Annotated in this window: 22 protein-coding genes and 1 tRNA gene; 8 read left to right on the forward strand and 15 right to left on the reverse strand. The window is 60.6% G+C overall.

Features of this window, described 5'->3' with window-relative positions:
- Positions 1-6: 6 nt before the first annotated feature.
- From JQK88_RS10480 to JQK88_RS10505, 5 genes are all read right to left on the reverse strand, one after another.
- The gene (locus tag JQK88_RS10480) at positions 7-531 is read right to left on the reverse strand and encodes a hypothetical protein (RefSeq protein WP_203278254.1); all 525 of its coding nucleotides are present in this window, start codon (positions 529-531) and stop codon (positions 7-9) included.
- Between the two features lie 84 nt (positions 532-615).
- Positions 616-927: a hypothetical protein gene (locus JQK88_RS10485; RefSeq protein ID WP_203278255.1), complete on the reverse strand. Its 312-nt coding sequence runs from the start codon at positions 925-927 to the stop codon at positions 616-618.
- Positions 927-1,484, reverse strand: a complete 558-nt coding sequence (locus JQK88_RS10490) for a DUF1376 domain-containing protein (protein WP_203278256.1) — start codon at positions 1,482-1,484, stop codon at positions 927-929. Before JQK88_RS10490 ends, JQK88_RS10485 begins: the two co-directional genes overlap by 1 nt.
- 193 nt (positions 1,485-1,677) lie before the next feature.
- Complete coding sequence (locus JQK88_RS10500) at positions 1,678-1,860, reverse strand: hypothetical protein (protein ID WP_203278258.1); 183 nt, start codon at positions 1,858-1,860, stop codon at positions 1,678-1,680.
- A gap of 73 nt (positions 1,861-1,933) precedes the next feature.
- Positions 1,934-2,131, reverse strand: coding sequence for a helix-turn-helix domain-containing protein (locus JQK88_RS10505; RefSeq protein ID WP_203278259.1), 198 nt, complete (start codon positions 2,129-2,131; stop codon positions 1,934-1,936).
- 111 nt (positions 2,132-2,242) lie between these two features.
- Between JQK88_RS10505 and JQK88_RS10510 the strand changes: the two genes are divergently transcribed.
- From JQK88_RS10510 to JQK88_RS10520, 3 genes are all read left to right on the forward strand, one after another.
- Positions 2,243-2,851 (forward strand): hypothetical protein, encoded by a 609-nt coding sequence (locus tag JQK88_RS10510; protein ID WP_203278260.1) that lies wholly within the window; start codon positions 2,243-2,245, stop codon positions 2,849-2,851.
- A 5-nt stretch (positions 2,852-2,856) separates the two neighbouring features.
- Positions 2,857-4,014: a tyrosine-type recombinase/integrase gene (locus tag JQK88_RS10515; RefSeq protein ID WP_203278261.1), complete on the forward strand. Its 1,158-nt coding sequence runs from the start codon at positions 2,857-2,859 to the stop codon at positions 4,012-4,014.
- Between the two features lie 97 nt (positions 4,015-4,111).
- Positions 4,112-4,201, forward strand: a tRNA-Ser gene (locus JQK88_RS10520).
- Between the two features lie 409 nt (positions 4,202-4,610).
- On the opposite strand, the gene JQK88_RS10525 is transcribed toward JQK88_RS10520, so the two are convergent.
- Positions 4,611-4,847, reverse strand: a complete 237-nt coding sequence (locus JQK88_RS10525) for an ATP-dependent DNA ligase (RefSeq protein WP_246501627.1) — start codon at positions 4,845-4,847, stop codon at positions 4,611-4,613.
- Positions 4,848-5,514: 667 nt separating this feature from the next.
- A complete protein-coding gene (locus tag JQK88_RS10530) occupies positions 5,515-5,796 on the reverse strand; it encodes a hypothetical protein (RefSeq protein ID WP_192254114.1) in 282 nt (93 codons plus the stop codon).
- 232 nt (positions 5,797-6,028) lie between these two features.
- Between JQK88_RS10530 and JQK88_RS10535 the strand changes: the two genes are divergently transcribed.
- Positions 6,029-6,400 (forward strand): hypothetical protein, encoded by a 372-nt coding sequence (locus JQK88_RS10535; RefSeq protein ID WP_192254112.1) that lies wholly within the window; start codon positions 6,029-6,031, stop codon positions 6,398-6,400.
- 446 nt (positions 6,401-6,846) lie between these two features.
- Here the strand turns inward: JQK88_RS10535 and JQK88_RS10540 are convergent, their stop codons facing one another.
- Positions 6,847-7,482 (reverse strand): DUF3102 domain-containing protein, encoded by a 636-nt coding sequence (locus tag JQK88_RS10540; RefSeq protein ID WP_192254110.1) that lies wholly within the window; start codon positions 7,480-7,482, stop codon positions 6,847-6,849.
- Between the two features lie 806 nt (positions 7,483-8,288).
- On the reverse strand, positions 8,289-8,576 hold the full coding sequence (locus JQK88_RS10545; RefSeq protein WP_192254108.1) for a hypothetical protein: 288 nt from the start codon (positions 8,574-8,576) through the stop codon (positions 8,289-8,291).
- 456 nt (positions 8,577-9,032) lie between these two features.
- On the opposite strand from JQK88_RS10545, the gene JQK88_RS10550 reads away from it, so the two are divergent.
- Positions 9,033-9,440, forward strand: coding sequence for a DUF930 domain-containing protein (locus JQK88_RS10550; protein ID WP_192254106.1), 408 nt, complete (start codon positions 9,033-9,035; stop codon positions 9,438-9,440).
- Positions 9,441-9,480: 40 nt separating this feature from the next.
- Here JQK88_RS10550 and JQK88_RS10555 read toward each other — a convergent pair whose 3' ends face one another.
- Positions 9,481-9,627 carry a hypothetical protein gene (locus JQK88_RS10555; RefSeq protein ID WP_192254372.1) on the reverse strand — a complete coding sequence of 49 codons (147 nt, stop codon included), beginning with the start codon at positions 9,625-9,627 and terminating at the stop codon, positions 9,481-9,483.
- Between JQK88_RS10555 and JQK88_RS10560 the strand changes: the two genes are divergently transcribed.
- Both JQK88_RS10560 and rimO read left to right on the forward strand, forming a co-directional pair.
- Positions 9,602-10,261, forward strand: coding sequence for a TerC family protein (locus tag JQK88_RS10560; protein ID WP_192254105.1), 660 nt, complete (start codon positions 9,602-9,604; stop codon positions 10,259-10,261). The two genes, JQK88_RS10555 and JQK88_RS10560, sit on opposite strands and share 26 nt — an antisense overlap.
- A gap of 139 nt (positions 10,262-10,400) precedes the next feature.
- Positions 10,401-11,714, forward strand: a complete 1,314-nt coding sequence (gene rimO / locus JQK88_RS10565) for a 30S ribosomal protein S12 methylthiotransferase RimO (RefSeq protein ID WP_192254103.1) — start codon at positions 10,401-10,403, stop codon at positions 11,712-11,714.
- 54 nt (positions 11,715-11,768) lie between these two features.
- Here rimO and JQK88_RS10570 read toward each other — a convergent pair whose 3' ends face one another.
- The gene (locus tag JQK88_RS10570) at positions 11,769-12,212 is read right to left on the reverse strand and encodes a hypothetical protein (RefSeq protein WP_112561741.1); all 444 of its coding nucleotides are present in this window, start codon (positions 12,210-12,212) and stop codon (positions 11,769-11,771) included.
- 238 nt (positions 12,213-12,450) lie between these two features.
- Here JQK88_RS10570 and JQK88_RS10575 point away from each other — a divergent pair, with 238 nt between their 5' ends.
- Complete coding sequence (locus JQK88_RS10575) at positions 12,451-13,551, forward strand: acyltransferase family protein (protein ID WP_192254101.1); 1,101 nt, start codon at positions 12,451-12,453, stop codon at positions 13,549-13,551.
- A 45-nt stretch (positions 13,552-13,596) separates the two neighbouring features.
- On the opposite strand, the gene JQK88_RS10580 is transcribed toward JQK88_RS10575, so the two are convergent.
- Genes JQK88_RS10580 through JQK88_RS10595 form a run of 4 tightly spaced genes read right to left on the reverse strand, consistent with a single transcriptional unit; the run spans position 13,597 to position 18,333 of the window.
- Complete coding sequence (locus JQK88_RS10580; RefSeq protein WP_203278262.1) at positions 13,597-14,664, reverse strand: BMP family ABC transporter substrate-binding protein; 1,068 nt, start codon at positions 14,662-14,664, stop codon at positions 13,597-13,599.
- Between the two features lie 50 nt (positions 14,665-14,714).
- Positions 14,715-15,635: an ABC transporter permease gene (locus JQK88_RS10585; protein WP_142865655.1), complete on the reverse strand. Its 921-nt coding sequence runs from the start codon at positions 15,633-15,635 to the stop codon at positions 14,715-14,717.
- The gene (locus JQK88_RS10590) at positions 15,635-16,759 is read right to left on the reverse strand and encodes an ABC transporter permease (RefSeq protein WP_192254097.1); all 1,125 of its coding nucleotides are present in this window, start codon (positions 16,757-16,759) and stop codon (positions 15,635-15,637) included. The genes JQK88_RS10585 and JQK88_RS10590 overlap by 1 nt, the downstream gene beginning before the upstream one ends.
- Positions 16,756-18,333 carry an ABC transporter ATP-binding protein gene (locus tag JQK88_RS10595; RefSeq protein WP_203278263.1) on the reverse strand — a complete coding sequence of 526 codons (1,578 nt, stop codon included), beginning with the start codon at positions 18,331-18,333 and terminating at the stop codon, positions 16,756-16,758. Before JQK88_RS10595 ends, JQK88_RS10590 begins: the two co-directional genes overlap by 4 nt.
- Positions 18,334-18,365 lie beyond the last annotated feature (32 nt).

The raw sequence follows: 18,365 nt of genomic DNA on the forward strand, positions 1-18,365 counted from the left end.
AAGCCCTCAGCGATCGGCGTGATCGAGGACAGCGCGGACGAGCTTGAGGCGCTCGATCAAAGCCGGGCAGGCACCCGGAAGGCGGCTGATCTTGGAAAGGTCGAGGCCGGCCGCTGTGGCCCTGGCTTTGAACGCGACGCCGTGGCCGAGCAATGTTTCGAGATTGTCCAGAGCTTCACCGATCGCAGCCCTGTATTCCTTGCACGGCCCCAGGATCGCGGGCGCGATGCTTGCGTCGAAGGCCTCCACAATCTGGTCGCGTTGCACCCTGGCTTCGTTCTCCGCCGCGAACAGCGGCGCCAGTGCAAAGCCAAGGTCGTCGACTTCCTTCGCGGTGATCGTAGGCGGCTCACCCAGGCGCTGGGCGGCCAGGCGCTCGCCTGCCTCTATGTGGCGGCGCTGGCCTTCCTGGCGAGCCTGCATAGCCTTTTGCAGGGCTGCCTCTGCCTCGCCGATAGCGGCCGGTCGCTCCGGTATCTGGAGCAATGATTCGAAATCTGGTGCAGGCGAAGATTTCACACGGGCGAGCATGCAATCGGGCTCCTGATTTGGTTGTGATGATTCTCCCACCGAAGCCGTCGGCGGCATAGTTCGCTGCGGTTCGACGCGGTACGCTCAAACGCACTTTTCTCGGGCGAGCAGAGCCGCGGCGATGCCGGCGATGGCGTATTCGACGATTCGCCCGTTCTGCCGCGAAGCGATCGCAGCGCCGCCGTTCAGCCGCTGGTTTCGAAGCGTGAAGGGACTTACGCCAAGCAGTGCCGCGGCATCGGGCTGGCGGACAAAACCGTCGGCCGTGAGCAAGATGCCGCGCCTCAGGCAGGCCATTTCAACAACATCGATCTTCGCGTCGAGAGGCGAGCGCTCCAGGTTGGAGGACATCGCCCGCATGGTCTGGGCGAGATTGTTGCGATCGGCCGCGCTCATCACAAGCCTCCGAACTCATCGTCGGCGAGCGCGCCCGTCTTGCGCAGGTGCTCCTGTGCCTCCGCCAGCGACATCGTCATGATGTTTGGCTCTCGCGTGTGTGTGAGAGCCAAGTTATCTTCCTTTCTTCCCAGAGCAGAATCTTCTGGTGCTGGTGCTGGTGCTGGTGGGCATTGCTCAAGCATTGCTTTAGGCATTGCTTCAAGCATCCTTGGAGCATTGCTTGAAGCATTTCGCCTCCATCGAGCATCCGCGCCTTTCCTGGCTCGATCGATGGCGATTTCACGCTTTTCTGCTGCTGCTTCCCGCTCAATGTCGAGCCGCGGCAACCGCCATCCGTCATCGAAGAGCGAGCATATGGCCGAACGCACGGCCTCCCACCGATCAGGATCGACGCCGGTGATCCGCATCAGTCGGACATCGTCATCCGGCAGTATGCCGTGCTGCCAGTAGTGCCGGCGTAACCGCTCGAAGGCGCCGAACTCCTCAGCGCTGAGATGTGAGGTTATAGCGGCCTCGTCCCCGATGTAGGTTTTCATCCATGCGAGATCGGTCATGCGCCGCCTTCCAATCGTTCGACAAGATTGGCGAGTAAGGACCGCTCAAAAACCGCGGTTTGCGATTGCAACGGTTTCTCTTGAAAATCTGCGGGATTACCGTTAGATTTCTGAACACTGCCTGCTTTGATATCCCCCGATGCGCCTGCCGCTTGCCCCGCGGCGGGCGTTCGTGTTTCTGGAGTCGCCACCATCAGTGTGCCCTCGCAAGCCGAAGCGCGTTGGCAAGCCGGATCGCCTCGATCGCTTCCGGAGTCGTCAGGCCGTATCGAGTCCGCAGTTCGGGAACACAAGCTTGACCTGAACGCTCGCGCGGTCCAGCCAGGAACTCGGCTGCGGCTCGCACGGCTTCGTCGGGTTGGAGGTCGATGCTCATGGCGACCATCCGCAGATGATTGCGAGGACGAACAACAGAGCGGCGCCAGAGACGGCGTAAGGAAGGGTGCGCATCATGCCGCCTGCCCCTTCCGGGTCGTCTCCAGCATCCTTGCGAACGCTTCTTTTGGTACCTTCAGCAACTTGCCGAAACGGATCGTCGGTATCTCGCCTCTTGCCGCCGCTTCGTAACTGGCATTGCGGCCCAAGCCGAGCTTCGCGCCCGCTTCTGGCACTGTCATTACGACACTGTCAGTCTGCTCTTTCGTCATGTCTGTGCCCTTTCTGGCTTACATTATGTAAGGCAATATCGGCCTGTCCGTTGACCTACGCAATCGGACCGACTACATTCTGTAAGACAGTTTTCTGCAGTGGAGACATTTATGGGCAAGCGTGGACCGGCGCCAAAAGGCGAATACGAGAATAAATCCAACGTCTTGTCGACGCGAATAAGGAGTGACACCCGAGCGAATTTGGTATCAGCAGCTAAGGCGTCCGGCCGTTCTCTCAGTCAAGAAATCGAGCATAGATTGCGCCGCACGTTCATCGACGATGCGCGAATCGAGGACGCTTTCGGTGGTCGCCGAAACTATCTGCTGATGCGAATGGTCGCGCTCGCCGCTGAGACCGCGTTTCGCTTCGCTGGCAAGAATGAAAATTCGAATTGGCTGGATGAGCCGATCGCGTTCGACGCTGCCGTGAAAATGATCAATGAAGTCCTGAGCGCAATCCGGCCAGACGGCCCAGTCGATAGCGAAGATAATTGGGATGAGGAAGGCCGTGCCGATCTGGCGCGCGCCTATTCTGACATCACATGGTCAGACGTTCAGAAGGCTGACCCGACGCTTCCCTTGGACACACCGATCGAAAACGCGAGGGAAGCCTTATTCGACGGGATGCTGAAGGCCGATCTCGGCCCATTGGTAAATCGACCTCGCTATCAGATTGATGACGACGGAATTCCACACCGCACATCAAGCGGGAAAGGATGACGACAATGAGAGGTAACATCACGCGGCGCGGCAAGGCCTCTTGGCGCCTGAAATTCGATCTTGGAACCGATCCTGTCACCGGCAAGCGGCTTACTCAATTCGCGACTGTTAGAGGCACGAAAAAGGAAGCGGAAGCCGAACTAAACAAGCGCCTAAACCAGATCGATGAAGGCACGTTCGTAGAGCGGTCAATGGCCACGGTGGCCGAATATGCTCGGCACTGGTTGAAGGCGATCGCACCGTCCAAGACGTCGGCGAAGACGCTGGAGCGCTACGGCGAGATTGTCGAGCAGCACATCATCCCGCAGATAGGCGCCGTTGGTCTGCAGAAGCTCGACGGGACGCGAATCGATCAGTTCTATGAGCACCTGCGAACTGCCGGCCGGCGCGATGGCAAGGGCGGCTTGGCCCCGCAAACCATCCAGCATGTTCATCGGTTGCTTTCCCAGATCCTTTCATCGGCAGTGAAGGCGAGGAAGCTGCGCCAATCGCCCATGGAAGCCGTCCAGACAACGCCAAAGGTGCGCCGCGAGGAAATACAGGTGCTGGACGATGCGGAGTTGAAGGCACTCCTGGCCCACCTCAAAGGCCGATCTATCTACATGCCGGTGCTAATGGCAGCTTCGACAGGAATGCGCCGTGGTGAGGTCCTGGCGCTGCGGTGGAAAGATATCGATCTCGACCGCGCCACGCTGCAGGTCGTTCAGGTGGTCGAGGAGACCAAGGCAGGCATTGCGATCAAGGAACCGAAGACCGACCGCAGCCGCCGCACGATCGCCCTGCCCGCGCGTTTGGTGGTTGAACTCCGCCGGCATCGAAAGGACCTGGCCGAGCACCGCTTGAAGCTTGGCCTGGGCAAGGATGAAAAGGATTTGGCTTTCCCAACATGGGACGGCCGCATTCGGACCCCTCGCCCGTTCTCGAAAGAGTTCGCTCGTGAAGCCGAAACTGCCGGCGTTCCGCAAGTGACGTTTCATGGTCTTCGGCATACCCATATCACTCATCTGTTGCGCAGCGGCGTTCCTGTGCATGTCGTGTCGGCCCGCGCCGGCCATGCCAATCCGTCGGTCACGCTGAACATTTATGCGCACTTGTTGCCAGGACAGCAGGAAGGCGCCGCTGCGGTGGTTGACGCAGCCCTCAATGCCGCTTTACAGGAATGAAGCGCGAACCGGTCGGGAACGCCTTCGGTGCCAATCCGGTGCCAACCGCTCAAAATCGACCGATAGCGATGGTCCTAAGTGATTGAAAAATCACGACGGAGGGATGGCCGAGCGGTTTAAGGCACCGGTCTTGAAAACCGGCGTGGGTGCAAGCCCACCGTGGGTTCGAATCCCACTCCCTCCGCCAACCCCCTTGATTTTGCTATGTTTTTTGGCTTTTTTATCCTGTTGCCATAACCAAAAGAAAAGCCCGCCGAAGCGGGCTTCTGTCGTTGGGATGCGGAGCGGTCAGCCCTTCTTCGTAAGCCACGCTTCCTCTTCGGTGGCCAAGGCGGCAGCATCCTCTTCCGCAACGGGAACAAGCACCTCGCCAAGGATTCATGAGGTCGCGCACTTCACATGCTTCTCTTAGGCGCCGTACGCCATACACCTCGCGTCCCTTGGTGGTCCGCTCGTCCGACAACTTCCGAAAGCATCGGCCGATCACGGTGGGTTATCATCGCTTGAGGTGCAGTAGATCGAACGCCACGAAATAGAGGTCATGCTGCCGGCGGGTGATCGCCTTTCGCAACTCGCCGAAATCGGACAGGCCAGCGTCATTCAGGATGATCGATGATTGCGTTCTCGACGCCAAGCTCACCAGCGGCCTTGGCCAAGTCACGATACTTCGACGTCCAGTCGAGCCCACGCCGGGTGAAGATGCGCACGCCCTCGTCGTCGATGATCATCTGGGAGCGGTAGCCGTCGAACTTGACCCCGTGAATCCACTCGTCGCCCTCTGGAGGCTTCTCCACAAGGGTCGGCATCAAAGGCTCGACGAACTTCAAACGCATTACCCACACCCGGCGGATTCAATTAGCACGCGCTTCATTAGTTCAGGAGCATTTTAACGAATCATTGACCGCGCTGTCCCAAAATAGGACGGCGCGGTCAGTTCCCAACGGGCTGCGCGGGCGGCTCCGGCAAACCCTACCCGCCACTGTGTGTCGGAGCCGCTCCCACCCCCATCCGTATACCAACAATGGTTGAATCAACGGTTACGACACGTGCTTTCCGGTCCGCTTTTCCAGTCTTTAGACTTTGATGGAAAGTTTGGATTCGGGTTTCCCACACTGCCCAAGCTACAGGCGCATTAGCGATAGCTCAACTAAGACTGAAGTCCCCTAAGCCCTCTCCCGAAGGTCGGCTTCCACTCGCGATTGCGAGCCCTGTTAAGGCCCTCATAATGGGGAATGCATGTGAAGAACACACGCCTGAATATCGAGTTTTGTCGACTTGCAGCACATAGGATGCCCGCACTCACATAGATCGATTCGCGGGCGGCTAGGGTATCGGCTAGGGTCTTTTGGTGCATGGCGATCTCCGTTGAATGGGTCGCCTCTACGAGAGGATCATACTCCTGATCTCGGATCAAATGCCAAGGTGTTTTCCACCCTTTTGTTGCGTCATTCGTTCATTTGGTTGTGTTTCGCTTGTACTAGCGGGCGCGTATATCTCCCATCAGTCGGCGCCGCCATCTTGATGCCCCTGCCGGTTAGGCCCGGTGCTTACTGGCCTACCCGCCCCAAGTGCCGGGCCGCTGCTTTCGATAAGTGCCTCAAGTTCACCAAGCGTAATTTCAATCTGGTATCGGTATTTCGAATCATCCGAGTAAATGCCCTCGGCTTCGATCGTTATCACCGGGCCGCCTGTTCCAGGTTTGACATCGCCATCAATCAACGGTCGATCGAAGATGGTTCGAGAAGTTCCTTCCCGTTTGGCAGGCCTGACGAGCATCCGCATTTGCTTTACCCCGTTCCGTCGTTTCGCGACGAAGTGGCGGCCCCTCACCCACCCCCAACACATTCTGCTCCATGCAATTGCGGTGCCAAGTGACTGATCCAATATGGGTCACTCGGCATCAACGGCTCGACGAACTTCAAACGCATACACTGACCCACACCCGGCGGATTCAATTAGCATGCGCTTAATTAGTTCCGGAACATTTTAATCGACTGGAAATTGTTCGTTAGCAATGACGAAGCTATCAGACCCCGGCCCGCCCATCCCGGTCAAGCGACGCGGCGTCAAGCCGATGGAGCGGCTTGCCGAAAAACTCGCTCTTCGCGCGAAGGAACAAGCACTCACACAAACGAACGAGCGGGAAGCCCTGCGACACCAAATCGCCGAAGCCTACAAAAGCCTGGCTGAAATGTCTGAAAGACTCAAGGCCGCCGATCTCGCGAACGGGCGCCTGAAAATGTATCGGCCGCAATATGGAGGCAATTTCTCTTGCCCAATCTGTTGGGTGGAACGCGGTACAGTCAGGATGCTCCATCCCGAAGAGGAGCCGAACCCCGCGTATTGCTGCAAAGCATGCGGTTTCAACGAACTGAATGATCAATGACAGAAAAAGCACGTCGTCATGCGCGAAAAAGCCCGCCAGGAGAGACTAGCGGGCTTTAATATTTACGCTGACGAGGGGTTTGAATTCTCGTCTTAGGATAAATTAGCTGAAGCTCACATTGTGGGCAACTAGTCCTTACGGCGTATCGCGCTGCCCCAGCGCCCCGCACAGACGCGTGGAGCCCTGTCCGCCTCATTGCCCTGGACTTGGCCGGCAAGCTGGTCCTGGGCCTCGCTGTCGCCTCTAGGGCGTCGGCATTGGGATGGCGATCGCCGCTCCGGGGTTAAAGGTACACGGCGTGAACTAAACGGGCTAACGGAAGCCAGCCCAGGACGCGCGGCGTGGTATACCATCACTATCCGGGGAAGCATTGGATACGCAGCCGCTCAGCGCCATCAATATCAACACCAAAAATAGTCGCATCTTACCCTCCGAATTGGGGGCACTTAGGCACGGATGTCATGCTGGTGCCTGGCCGCCGACCGAAAGCGAGGCCCGTTCAGAAACTTATGGAGACGGACATTCCCCGGATGAACCGGTTTCTGGCGACACAGTGGCCGTCGTGGCCGCCCCAGGCAACTTTGAGCGGGTGCCAGCGCGCGTTCTTGCCGGCCGCTCTCGTATACCGCCGAAGCTTGTCGCGCGTCCTGGCGCCCGCCTGTGGCCAGCGCCATGCATTGCTGGGCCATGCTGCGGGAAAGCCCCTCCTGCTTGTCGAGCCAAGGCCCGAAATGACCATGCGGCAGCGATGCCTTGACCTGAAGCAGGCGCCGGCCGATCGCGAGCTTCATCTCGGCCGACATGTGCCCGCCTGGCTCGGCGCGAGTCTCGGCCGGCTCGCTTGCTGGCCTGTACGAGTTCGATGGCGACATTAGCGCCAGATACGCGCGATCGAGCTCGGCCTTGGTGGCGTCAGGCAGTTTCATGAATTGCCGGGTCGTCATCCTACAACCAGCGGCCAACACCGCAATGTGGCGCTTCAGCCCGCGCAGCCGCGAGAGGCGCTGTGATTGCCACATGTTCGGCCGAAATACGCCAACGCCCTCGATCTCTATTTCGGTGAAGGGAGTTCGAGCAAGCATGCCGGGCCTCGCTTGGGAGAACGCCGGAAATATCGCATAAGTCTCGACTTATAGGCAAGCCGCGGCCATCGTGTTCCGTGCTGGTAGACAACTCGCCGGGCGAAGACCCCCACGACCTCAAGCCCGGCGAGCCTACACCTGATCAGAGTACGCGATCAGGACCGGGGATCAGCCGGCAAAAGCTTGCGGTGCAATATTGATGCCGGCAATTTTGTCTCAGAATGGGGCGTTGCCCACGGCGTCCAGCCTTTGCCAGGCCGCTCGATTAGCTCGTGGTCTCGCAAGGGCGCACCTCATGCTGGGCGTGCGCCGATATTTGCATAAGCCGCAGCTTATCGGCAAGCCGCGGCATGGCTATCGCGGGATAGCGATCAGGGACGATTGACGGTCACTTCACCACGGCTAAATCACGACCCACCACACCAACCGGCTGCCCAGGCTTGCCGGTGGCGCCGGGCGCAGCGCGGGCATCTAAGTGTATGCCCCTGTCGGCTAGCCGAGGATCATTCCGGCAAACAACACCGTAATGAGGAGTGACAACGGAACGGCTAGGAGACCATACAACTCAATATTTTTTGTGTTTTGTCGCTTGTCCATCTTCGTCGCCTTGCGTCGTTGGCGGGGGCATATTGACGTTATCGGACAGTCATTGGAAGCGGTTCCGCGCGTGAGGAAGTCAGAGATGCAGTCGATGCTGTATATTAGCAACACCTTGACGGCCTGACGGGGTGGAGGCCTCACCAGCGCGCGTTCGGGCGGGGACTTGTTAATTCCTTACGCGATGGCGAGGTGTAGACGATGGATTGTCATTGCAGTGCCCCACCAGTAAAGCCGATGGAATCTGTGTTATCCGATGCCCGTTCAACGGCATGTGCGATTTGTTTCAGCGTCGCTTGAGCCGCGCCAGCCGACATGACGAGGCGGCACACAATGACGCGTTCGAACTTTCCACGCTCGTAGATCGCTCGCTGCCGGCTGTAGAATGTGCACCGGAAATTCCCGTCTCCCAAATTTTCCATGTCGGCCATCCCTGAAATGAAGACATCGGGGATGATGGCCGTTTCGACTAAGTCCATGACGATGGGATCGGTCATGATGCGTCCCTCACAAAGTTTAGCATTGGTATTGCTCCATTTGCGAAGCGGCGAGGCCCCAATTACTCCCTGCCGACAGCGCACCTGATTGAGCTACGAGCGCGAACATCTTGGTAGGCTAAAGGCGCAGGTGTCGTTTGATCAACTTGGAGATTGGAGGTAAGCGGCACCTGCAATGGAAGTAGGCCGCGCATGTCGCATCCACATTACCAAGTTAGCGGTAGTGATTGGCCGGCCTGCAGTCTTCCCCAGCCGGCGCCGCCGGTCACCGGACTGCTGTCTGTCTGGCTGTCTGCGCGAGGGCCGTAACGCGATGCCGTTTTGTCTTGGTTCTCGCAGCTCCATCCGGAAGATTACGCCTTCAACGTCGCACCGTTGCGCGCCGTTTCTGGTTTCAATTGCCAGTCCGGCTGGACGCGGCCGGGTCGGCACTCCGGTTGATTTTTGAACCGAAATATGCTGGTTCTCCCGCCCATGAAAAAACTATTCCTTGCGGCCCTGGCGTCCCTGACGCTGGCCTGGCCCGCCCACGCGATGGACGCCGCCTTGCGCGCCGGCCTGCTGAAACTCGATCCGCAGACCCGGCTGGAACAGCGATGCGACGCAGAGGTTCTCGACCGCATCAGCCATGACGACCACAAGTACAAGGCCGACCGCGTCGTCGCTTACGCCTTTGCGACGCCAGAAATGAAAGCCGATGCCATCCGCAGCCCGGGTGCGGCCTTCCGCAGCAAGGGGCAATGGTACCGGCTGAAATTCAAATGCGAGACGGCGCCGGACCATATGGAGGTTCTGCAGTTCCGTTACCGCATCGGTGACGAGATCCCGGAAGCCGACTGGGCGAAGTACAATCTCTACGACTGAATTTTCCAAACCAGAATTCTCTCTGGCAGAACGAGCTTCTCTATTCCTGTGGTTTTTTGGCCTTGCCCGTCGCGTTCTCTTGACGCGCGGGAAGCATACACGTTAGGGCGTCGGCATATCCGACGACGAACACGCGGCGAACAAAAAGGGGCCTCCGGTCGATGGACATTTTCAGCGCCGCAAGCATGACAGCCCTCCTCCAGGTCATCGCCATCGATCTGGTGCTTGCCGGCGACAACGCCATCGTCATCGGTTTGGCTGCAGCCGGCCTGCCGGTCGAGCAGCGCAAGAAGGCCATCCTCATCGGCGTCCTGGCTGCAACAGTGCTGCGCATCCTGTTTGCCGCCGTCACCGTCAAGCTGTTGGCAATCGTCGGCCTGCTGCTGGCCGGCGGCATCCTTTTGTTGTGGGTGTGCTGGAAGATGTGGCGCGAGCTGCGGACGTCCCATGCCGACGAGCAGGAGGCGACCGAGGCGCTGGCCAATGCCGATCTCGACGGCGACAAGACGGTTGCGACCGGCAAGGTGCGCAAGACGCTCGGCCAGGCAGCGCTGCAGATCGTCGTCGCCGATGTCTCGATGTCGCTCGACAATGTGCTGGCGGTCGCCGGTGCGGCGCGCGATCATTTCCCGGTGCTGGTCATCGGCCTCGTGCTGTCGATTGCGCTGATGGGCCTTGCCGCGAGCTTCATTGCCAGGCTGCTGCACCGCTACCGCTGGATCGCCTATATCGGCCTGCTGATTATCCTCTATGTCGCGCTCGACATGGTCTATCGTGGCGTTGTCGAGGTCTGGCCGCATGTCAGTCCTGCGGTGAGCTGACGCTGCCGGTCGTATAGCTTCTGTTACCGCCCAGTTATCAGCTGGAGGCTGCGGTCGCGTTCGCCGCAGCCGCTGCCCATACCAATGCCGCAATAAGTGTGGTACTGCCGCCGATCCCGAAAAACCCGGAAGTTGTTTCATGTCTGCCCCTCGCGTCAGTTTCGTCAGCCTTGGATGCCCGAAAGCCCTTGTGGATTCCGAGCGCATCATCACGCGCCTGCGCGCCGAAGGCTATGAGATCGCGCGCAAGCATGACGGCGCCGACCTCGTCGTCGTCAACACCTGCGGTTTCCTCGATTCGGCCCGCGACGAGTCGCTGAATGCCATCGGTTCGGCGCTTTCGGAAAACGGTAGGGTCATCGTCACCGGCTGCCTTGGCGCTGAGCCGGATGTCATCCGCGAAAAGCACCCCAACGTGCTCGCCATCACCGGACCGCAGGCCTATGAAAGCGTGATGGCGGCGGTGCATGAGGCCGCACCCCCGAGCCACGATCCCTATATCGACCTGTTGCCGCCGCAGGGCGTGAAGCTGACGCCGCGCCACTACGCCTATCTGAAGATTTCGGAAGGCTGCAACAACCGCTGCACCTTCTGCATCATTCCGGCACTGCGCGGTGACCTAGTCTCGCGGCCGGCGGCCGATGTGCTGCGCGAGGCCGAGAAATTGGCCAAGGCCGGCGTCAAGGAATTGCTGGTTATCTCGCAGGACACCAGCGCCTACGGCATCGACATCAAGTACCAGACCTCGATGTTCGGCGACCGCGAAGTGCGGGCAAAATTCCTCGACCTGTCGGAGGAACTGGGCAAACTCGGCATCTGGGTGCGCATGCACTATGTCTATCCCTACCCGCATGTGGCCGATGTCATTCCGCTGATGGCCGAGGGAAAAATTCTTCCTTACCTCGACATCCCGTTCCAGCACGCCTCGCCGCAGGTCTTGAAGAACATGCGCCGGCCCGCCCACGGCGAAAAGACGCTGGAGCGCATTCGCGGCTGGCGCGACGTGTGCCCGGACCTCGCGATACGCTCGACCTTCATCGTCGGTTTTCCCGGCGAGACGGAAGACGATTTCCAGATGCTGCTCGACTGGCTGGACGAGGCCAGGATCGACCGCGCCGGCTGTTTCAAATACGAGCCGGTCCGGGGCGCCCGCTCCAACGATCTCGGCCTGGAACAGGTGCCGCAGGAGATCAAGGAAGCGCGCTGGCATCGCTTCATGCAGCGCCAGCAGAAGATCTCGGCAACGCAGCTGGCAAAGAAGGTCGGCAAGCGCCTGCCGGTGTTGATCGACGAGGCGCATGGCACCTCGGCCAAGGGCCGCACCAAATACGACGCGCCCGAGATCGACGGTTCGGTGCACATCCAGTCGCGCCGCCCGCTGCGCCAAGGCGACATCGTCACCGTCAAGATCGACCGCGCCGACGCCTACGATCTTTACGGTTCAGCGGTCTAGAAAACCGCCGAAAGGGCGCCTCCCCGGCGCCCTCCAATTTTGGCGCACCCTTGGTCAGAGCTTCACCGATTCCATTGCGGCCAGCGACCGATCGATCGCCTGATTGAGGGTCTTGTCCAGCCGCGTGCCCGCCGAGCCAGCCGCGACCACGGACAGCCGTGCAGCAAATCCCAGATGATAGTCTACGAACCATTCGGGATGCGGCTCGGGTTCCGGAATCGGCGGCCACCACGGGGGCAGCTTCGGTATCTTCGGTCGCGTCGGGCACCAATCGTCGAGGTCGCTCATCAACGCCTTGCTATCGAGCCCGCCTCGCTCGGCGGACCAGGCGGAGCGGACGAATTCGTCCGCGATCGCGGCGCCCAGTTCGTGAGGCGGGAGCGGCTGAGGATTGAGTGCGATTTGCGCCAGCCGCCCCTGTGGTCCGCGCGGGATGACGTCATAAATGGCTGGAATGCGTTTACCGATAATGGCTAAGAGTTTTTTGCTCAATTGCATAAGATATTCTCCTGCTCAAATTAGTAACGTCGGCCAGTTTCGTCAGGCCGCAAGATGAGAATGCAAGTAAAAAGCAACTTCGTCTGTGAAGGGGGTCACGGAACCGTGTCGCAGACAATTGTGCCCGGTCGGATGCTTTCCGCCGCCATTTACCAAATTTCGCGATATTTGCCGCTGTTTACCCTGTTTCGTCGAGATCTGCGTTATGGTTTCCGGGCCGTAAACGCCGAGACTTCGCATGGATGCCAGACCTGCCCGACAGGATCATATCGCGACGCTAGACCTGTTGAGGCTGGCGGCGGCGTTGGCTGTGGTGTTCTTCCATTACTTCTTTCGCGGTGCGGCTGCCGAGGGTGCGCTGGCCGAGGGCTATCCGAGCGTGGCGCCGTTCGCCCTCTACGGCTATCTCGGCGTCAACCTGTTCTTCCTGATCAGCGGTTTCGTCATTGCCTGGTCGGCGGAAGGCCGCTTCTGGCAAGAGTTTGCGATCGCGCGTTTCGTGCGCCTCTACCCCGGCTACCTCCTGTGCATGACGATCACCTTCGTCATCGTCATGGCTTTCGGTGCACCGCTGTTTTCAACCTCGCTCGGTCAATACGCTGCCAACCTGTCGATGTTTGCGCCGGCCTTGGGCCAGCCTTTCATGGACGGCGTCTACTGGTCGATCCTGCTTGAACTGGTGTTCTACGGCTGGGTGACGCTGGCGCTCCTCGGCGGCGTTTTCCAGAAATGGAAGCTTGGGCTGATCTTCGCCTGGCTGGCGATCTCGGCGTCGAACGAGTTCTTCATCGAAAGCCGTGCGGCAAGGCTGTTGTTCATCACCGAATTCGGTCCGTTCTTCGCCGCCGGCGTACTCGTCCACCACATCCATGCGCATGGCCGCTCGCTGACAGCCCTGCTGCTGCTTGGTGCGGCTTTCCTTCTGTCGTGCAGCACGTTGTCGGTGACGCAGCAGTGGATGCTCAGAGAATATGGCATTGCCGTTTCGCAGCCGCATCTGGTGATCGCCAACATCGTCATGCATTCCCTGCTGATCGGCGCGATCCTGCTGCGCAGCTATGTCATGCCATCCGCGCTGACGCTGGCGCTGGGCGGGCTGACCTACCCGCTTTATCTCCTGCACCAGAAAATCGGCTATATCGCCATCAATACCGCCGCACCTTTGGTCGGCAAATGGGCTGCAGCGCTAGGCTGTGTCGCGCTCATGGTTCTGCTTTCCTGGGTGATCTGGCAGTATTTCGAACGGCCGGCCCAGCGCAGGGTGAAGGCCTGGATCGGCGGCGCGCTCGATACCGCACTGGCTCGGTTTCGCGGCAGGAGCGCACAGCCCGCGAAATGAGAAAGGGCGCCGGAGGGCGCCCTTTTTGCGTTGCGTTTCCTGGGCTTACTGCGGCAGTTTGTCGTCGACGCCCTTCACATAGAAATTCATGCCGAGCAGCGTGCCGTCCTCGGCGACTTCACCGTCCTTGAGCCACGGCGTGCCGTCCTGCTTGGCGATCGGTCCGGTAAAGGGGTTCCAGCCGTCGGCGATCTTCTTGGTGGTTGCCTCGGCCATCGCCTTCACATCGTCCGGCATGTTGGTGAAGGGCGCGAGCTTGACGGCGCCATCCTTGATGCCCAGCCAGACATTGTCGGGCTTCCAGGTGCCGTCGAGTGCTGCCTGCACGCGGCTGATGTAGTACGGGCCCCACTCGTCGGTGAGCGAGGTCAGCTGCGCGTTCGGCGCGAACTTGATCATGTCGGAGGACTGGCCGAAGCCGTGCAGCTTACGCTCCTCGGCCACCTGCAAGGCAGCGGTGGAATCGGTGTGCTGGACGATGATGTCGGCGCCCTGGTCAAACAGCGCCTTGGCGGCGTCGGCTTCCTTGCCCGGATCGAACCAGGAGTTCACCCAGACGATCTTGGCCTTGAAGTTCGGGTTGATCGACTGGGCGCCGAGCATGAAGGAGTTGATGCCCATCACCACTTCGGGGATCGGAAAGGAAACAATATAGCCGGCAACCCCTGCCTTCGATTCCTTGGCAGCGATCTGGCCGAGCACATAGCGGCCTTCGTAGAAGCGCGCATTGTAGATGCCGAGATTGTCACCGGTCTTGTAGCCGGTGGCGTGCTCGAACATCACCTTCGGGAATTTCTTGGCGACCTTCACTTCCGGGTCCATGAAGCCGAAGGAGGTGCCGAAAATGATCTTGCAGCCCTCGCGCGCCAGACGCTCGAAAGCGCGGTCGGCGTCGGGGCCTTCCGAGACGTTTTCGAGGTAAGCGGTCTCGACCTTGTCGCCGAGCGCCTTTTCCACCTCGAGGCGGCCCTGGTCGTGCTGGTAGGAATAGCCGAAGTCGCCGATCGGGCCGGTGTAGACCCAGCACGCTTTCAGCTTGTCGGCGGCTTGCGCGGACGCCGCCAGTGACATGGCGGCGGTCGTGGTCATCAACGCAATAAGCAGTTTTTTCATTGTGTTACCTCTCTGAGTTTAGCCTTGGAGCTTCCCGTTTGTTTTTGTTGTCAACGATCCGGAACGAATGGCTGCCCCAAGGAAGCCGGCGTGTTCATCATCGTCAGACGCTTGTTGCGCGAGATTAGAACGAGAACCACGACGGTTGCCAGATAGGGCAGAGAAGAAAGCAGCTGCGAAGGCACCGGAATGCCAAAAGCCTGTGCATGAAGCTGGCCGATCCAGACCGCGCCGAAGATGTAGGCGCCGGCCAGCACCCGCCACGGCCGCCAGGACGCGAAGACGACCAGCGCCAGCGCGATCCAGCCGCGCCCGGCGGTCATGTTCTCTACCCATTGCGGCGTGTAGACCAGCGACAGGTGGCCGCCGGCAAGGCCGGCGCAGGCGCCGCCGAAGATCACCGCGAGATAGCGGTACCGGATGACCTTGATGCCGAGCGCATGCGCCGATGTGTGGCTGTCGCCGATCGAGCGCAGCGTCAGCCCGGTGCGGGTCTTGAACAGGAACCACATGACGGCCGCCGTCAATGCGATCGAGATGTAGAAGATCGGGTCCTGGCCGAACAGCAGCCTGCCCACCACAGGAATGTCAGTCAGCACCGGGATGTAGAGATTTGGCAGCCGCTCGCCGGGCTGGCCGACAAAGCTGGTCCCCATCATGCCGGAGAGGCCAAGGCCGAGCAGCGTCAGCGACAGGCCCGTCGCCACCTGGTTGGTGGCGAGCGACAGCGTCATGACCGCAAACAGCAGCGAGAATACCGCGCCCATGGCGATTGCCGCGAGCAGGCCGATCCAGGGCGATCCGGTGAGATAGCCGGCGCCGAAGCCGCCGACGGCGCCCATGATCATCATGCCTTCGACGCCGAGGTTGAGCACACCGGAGCGCTCGACCACCAGTTCGCCGATGGCCGCGATCAGCAACGGCGTCGCCGCCGTGGCGATGGTCAAAAGGATGTTGACGGTGATGTCCATCAGCGGGCTTCCTTCAACTTCGGCGCAGCATCGAGTTTTGCAGCGCCCTTCGCCAGCGCCATGCCGACGAGACGAATGCGATAGTGGATGAGGGTGTCGCAACCGAGGACGAAGAACAAAAGCATGCCCTGGAACACGCGCGCCACCTTGTCGGAAATGCCGAGTGCGCTCTGCACCGCCTCGCCGCCGAGATAGGTCAGCGCCAGCACCAGGCCGGCGGCAACAATGCCGAGTGGGTTCAGCCGGCCAAGGAAGGCGACGATGATGGCGGTGAAGCCGTAGCCGGGCGAAATCACCGGCTGCAGCTGGCCGATGGCGCCAGAGACTTCCGAGATGCCGGCAAGCCCCGCCAGCGCCCCCGACAGCAGGAAGGCGAAGAAGACCATGCGGCTGAGGCCGAAGCCGGCGAAGCGCCCTGCCCGCGGGCTGGAGCCGAGCACGCGGACCTCAAAACCCTTGAGCAGGCGGCTCATCAGCACCCAGATCAGAACGGCGGCGACAAGCGCGAAGACAAAACCCCAATTGGCGCGGCCGGCATCCGGCATCAGCTCCGGCAAAACGGCCGAGTCGTTGAACTGGATCGTCTGCGGGAAACCGTGGCCCTGCGGATCGCGCCAGGGACCGCGCACCAACCAGTCGAGGAACAGCTGGGCGACATAGACCAGCATCAGGCTGGTCAGGATCTCGTTCGTGCCGAAGCGTGTCTTCAACAGGGCCGGGATGGCCGCGTAGAAGGCGCCGCCAACCATGCCGAACAACAGCATCAGCGGCAGTACGAGCGGGCCTTCGAAACCTGGGAACAACACCGGGATGATCGAACCGAAAATGCCGCCTAGGATGAACTGGCCTTCGGCGCCGATGTTCCAGATGTTGGCCTTGTAGCAGACCGACAGGCCGACCGCGATCAGGATCAGCGGTGCGGCCTTGATCGCCAGCTCATGCAGCTGCCAGACCTGGCTGATCGGCTCGATGAAATAGATTTCGAATGCAGTCAGCGGGTTGACGCCGAGCAGCGCGAACAGAATCGCGCCGGCAATGATCGTCAGGCCGAAGGCGATGAAGGGCGACAGCGCCGAAAACAGCATCGAGCGCTGCGGGCGTTTGACGAGTTCGAGGCGCATCATGCCGTCTCCAGCGTGTGTTCGGCGTGGCCGGGCTCGGCGCCGCCCATCAAAAGACCGATCTTTTCGAACGTGGCCTCGGCAATCGGCAGCGGCTTTGACAGCTCGCCATTGTGCATGACTGCGATCGCATCCGAAATCTCGAACAGCTCGTCGAGGTCCTGGCTGATGACCAGAACCGCCGAGCCGCTGCGCGCAAGTTCGATCAGCGCCTGGCGGATATGGGCGGCAGCACCGGCGTCGACGCCCCATGTCGGCTGGTTGACCACCATGACAGCCGGGCTGCGGTCGAGCTCGCGGCCGACGATGAATTTCTGCAGATTGCCGCCGGAAAGGGCTGCGGCTTCCGGATCGGGCGCGCTCTTGCGCACGTCCATCGCCACGATGATGCGTTGGGCGGCGGCATAGACCGCACCGCTTTTGACTGCGCCGCCGGCGCCGACAAAAACCTTGCCGTCGGTGGCGTGGCGCGACAAAAGCAGGTTTTCCGAAAGCTTCATGCGCGGCGCCGCGCCATGGCCGAGACGTTCTTCCGGCACGAAGGCGGCACCCATCAGCCGCCGGCCGGTGATCGAGAGCGCGCCGGCATCCTTGCCGCGAATGCGCACGGACGCGGCATCCTGCTGCAGCACCTCGCCGGAGACGGATTCGAAGAGCTCGCCCTGGCCGTTGCCGGCGACGCCGGCAATGCCGATGACCTCGCCGGCACGCACGTTGAGGTTGATGTTCTTCAGCGGGATCGAGAACGGCGTCGCCGGCTTTCGGCTGAGTGCGCGGATCTCGAGCAGCGGCTGCGCGGTCTCGATGCCTTCGGCCGGCGCGCGCACCACGGCTTTCACCTCGTTACCGACCATCATGCGGGCCAGCGACGAAGCGGTTTCCTCGCGTGGGTTGCAGTGGCCGACGACCTTGCCGTGACGCAGTACGGTGGCGCGGTCGCAGATGCGTTTGACCTCTTCCAGCCGATGCGAAATGTAGAGGATGGATTTGCCCTCCGAGCGCAGGCGCTCCAGCGTCTCGAACAGCTTGTCGGCTTCCTGCGGCGTCAGCACCGAGGTCGGCTCGTCGAGGATGATGAGTTGCGGCGTCTGTAAGAGGCAGCGGATGATCTCGATGCGCTGGCGTTCGCCCACCGAGAGATCGCCGACCAGCGAGTCCGGATCGAGCGGCAGGCCGTAGCTGAAGGAAAGCGCCCTCGCCTTGGCCGCGATCGAGCTGATCGGCGAGCCGTCATCCAGCGACAGCGCGATGTTCTCGGCCGCGGTCAGCGCCTCGAACAGCGAGAAATGCTGGAACACCATGCCGATGCCGAGTTTCTTGGCCATGCCCGGGCTGGTGATGCGGACCGCCTCGCCGTTCCAGAAGATATCGCCGGAATTGGGCTCCAGTGAACCGAACAGCATCTTGACCAGCGTCGACTTGCCGGCGCCGTTTTCGCCGAGCAGCGCGTGGATCTCGCCTTTGGCGATGTTGAGGTCGATGTGATCGCACGCAGTCAGCGTGCCGAATATCTTGGTCAGGCCACGAACCTCAAGCAGGTTCGCTCCATCATGATCTGCACTCACAGTGCCTCCCATCCGGTTTCCGGATATGTTCTGTGTTCCCGAAA

Source organism: Mesorhizobium caraganae (assembly GCF_016836705.1).
Lineage (GTDB): Bacteria > Pseudomonadota > Alphaproteobacteria > Rhizobiales > Rhizobiaceae > Mesorhizobium > Mesorhizobium caraganae.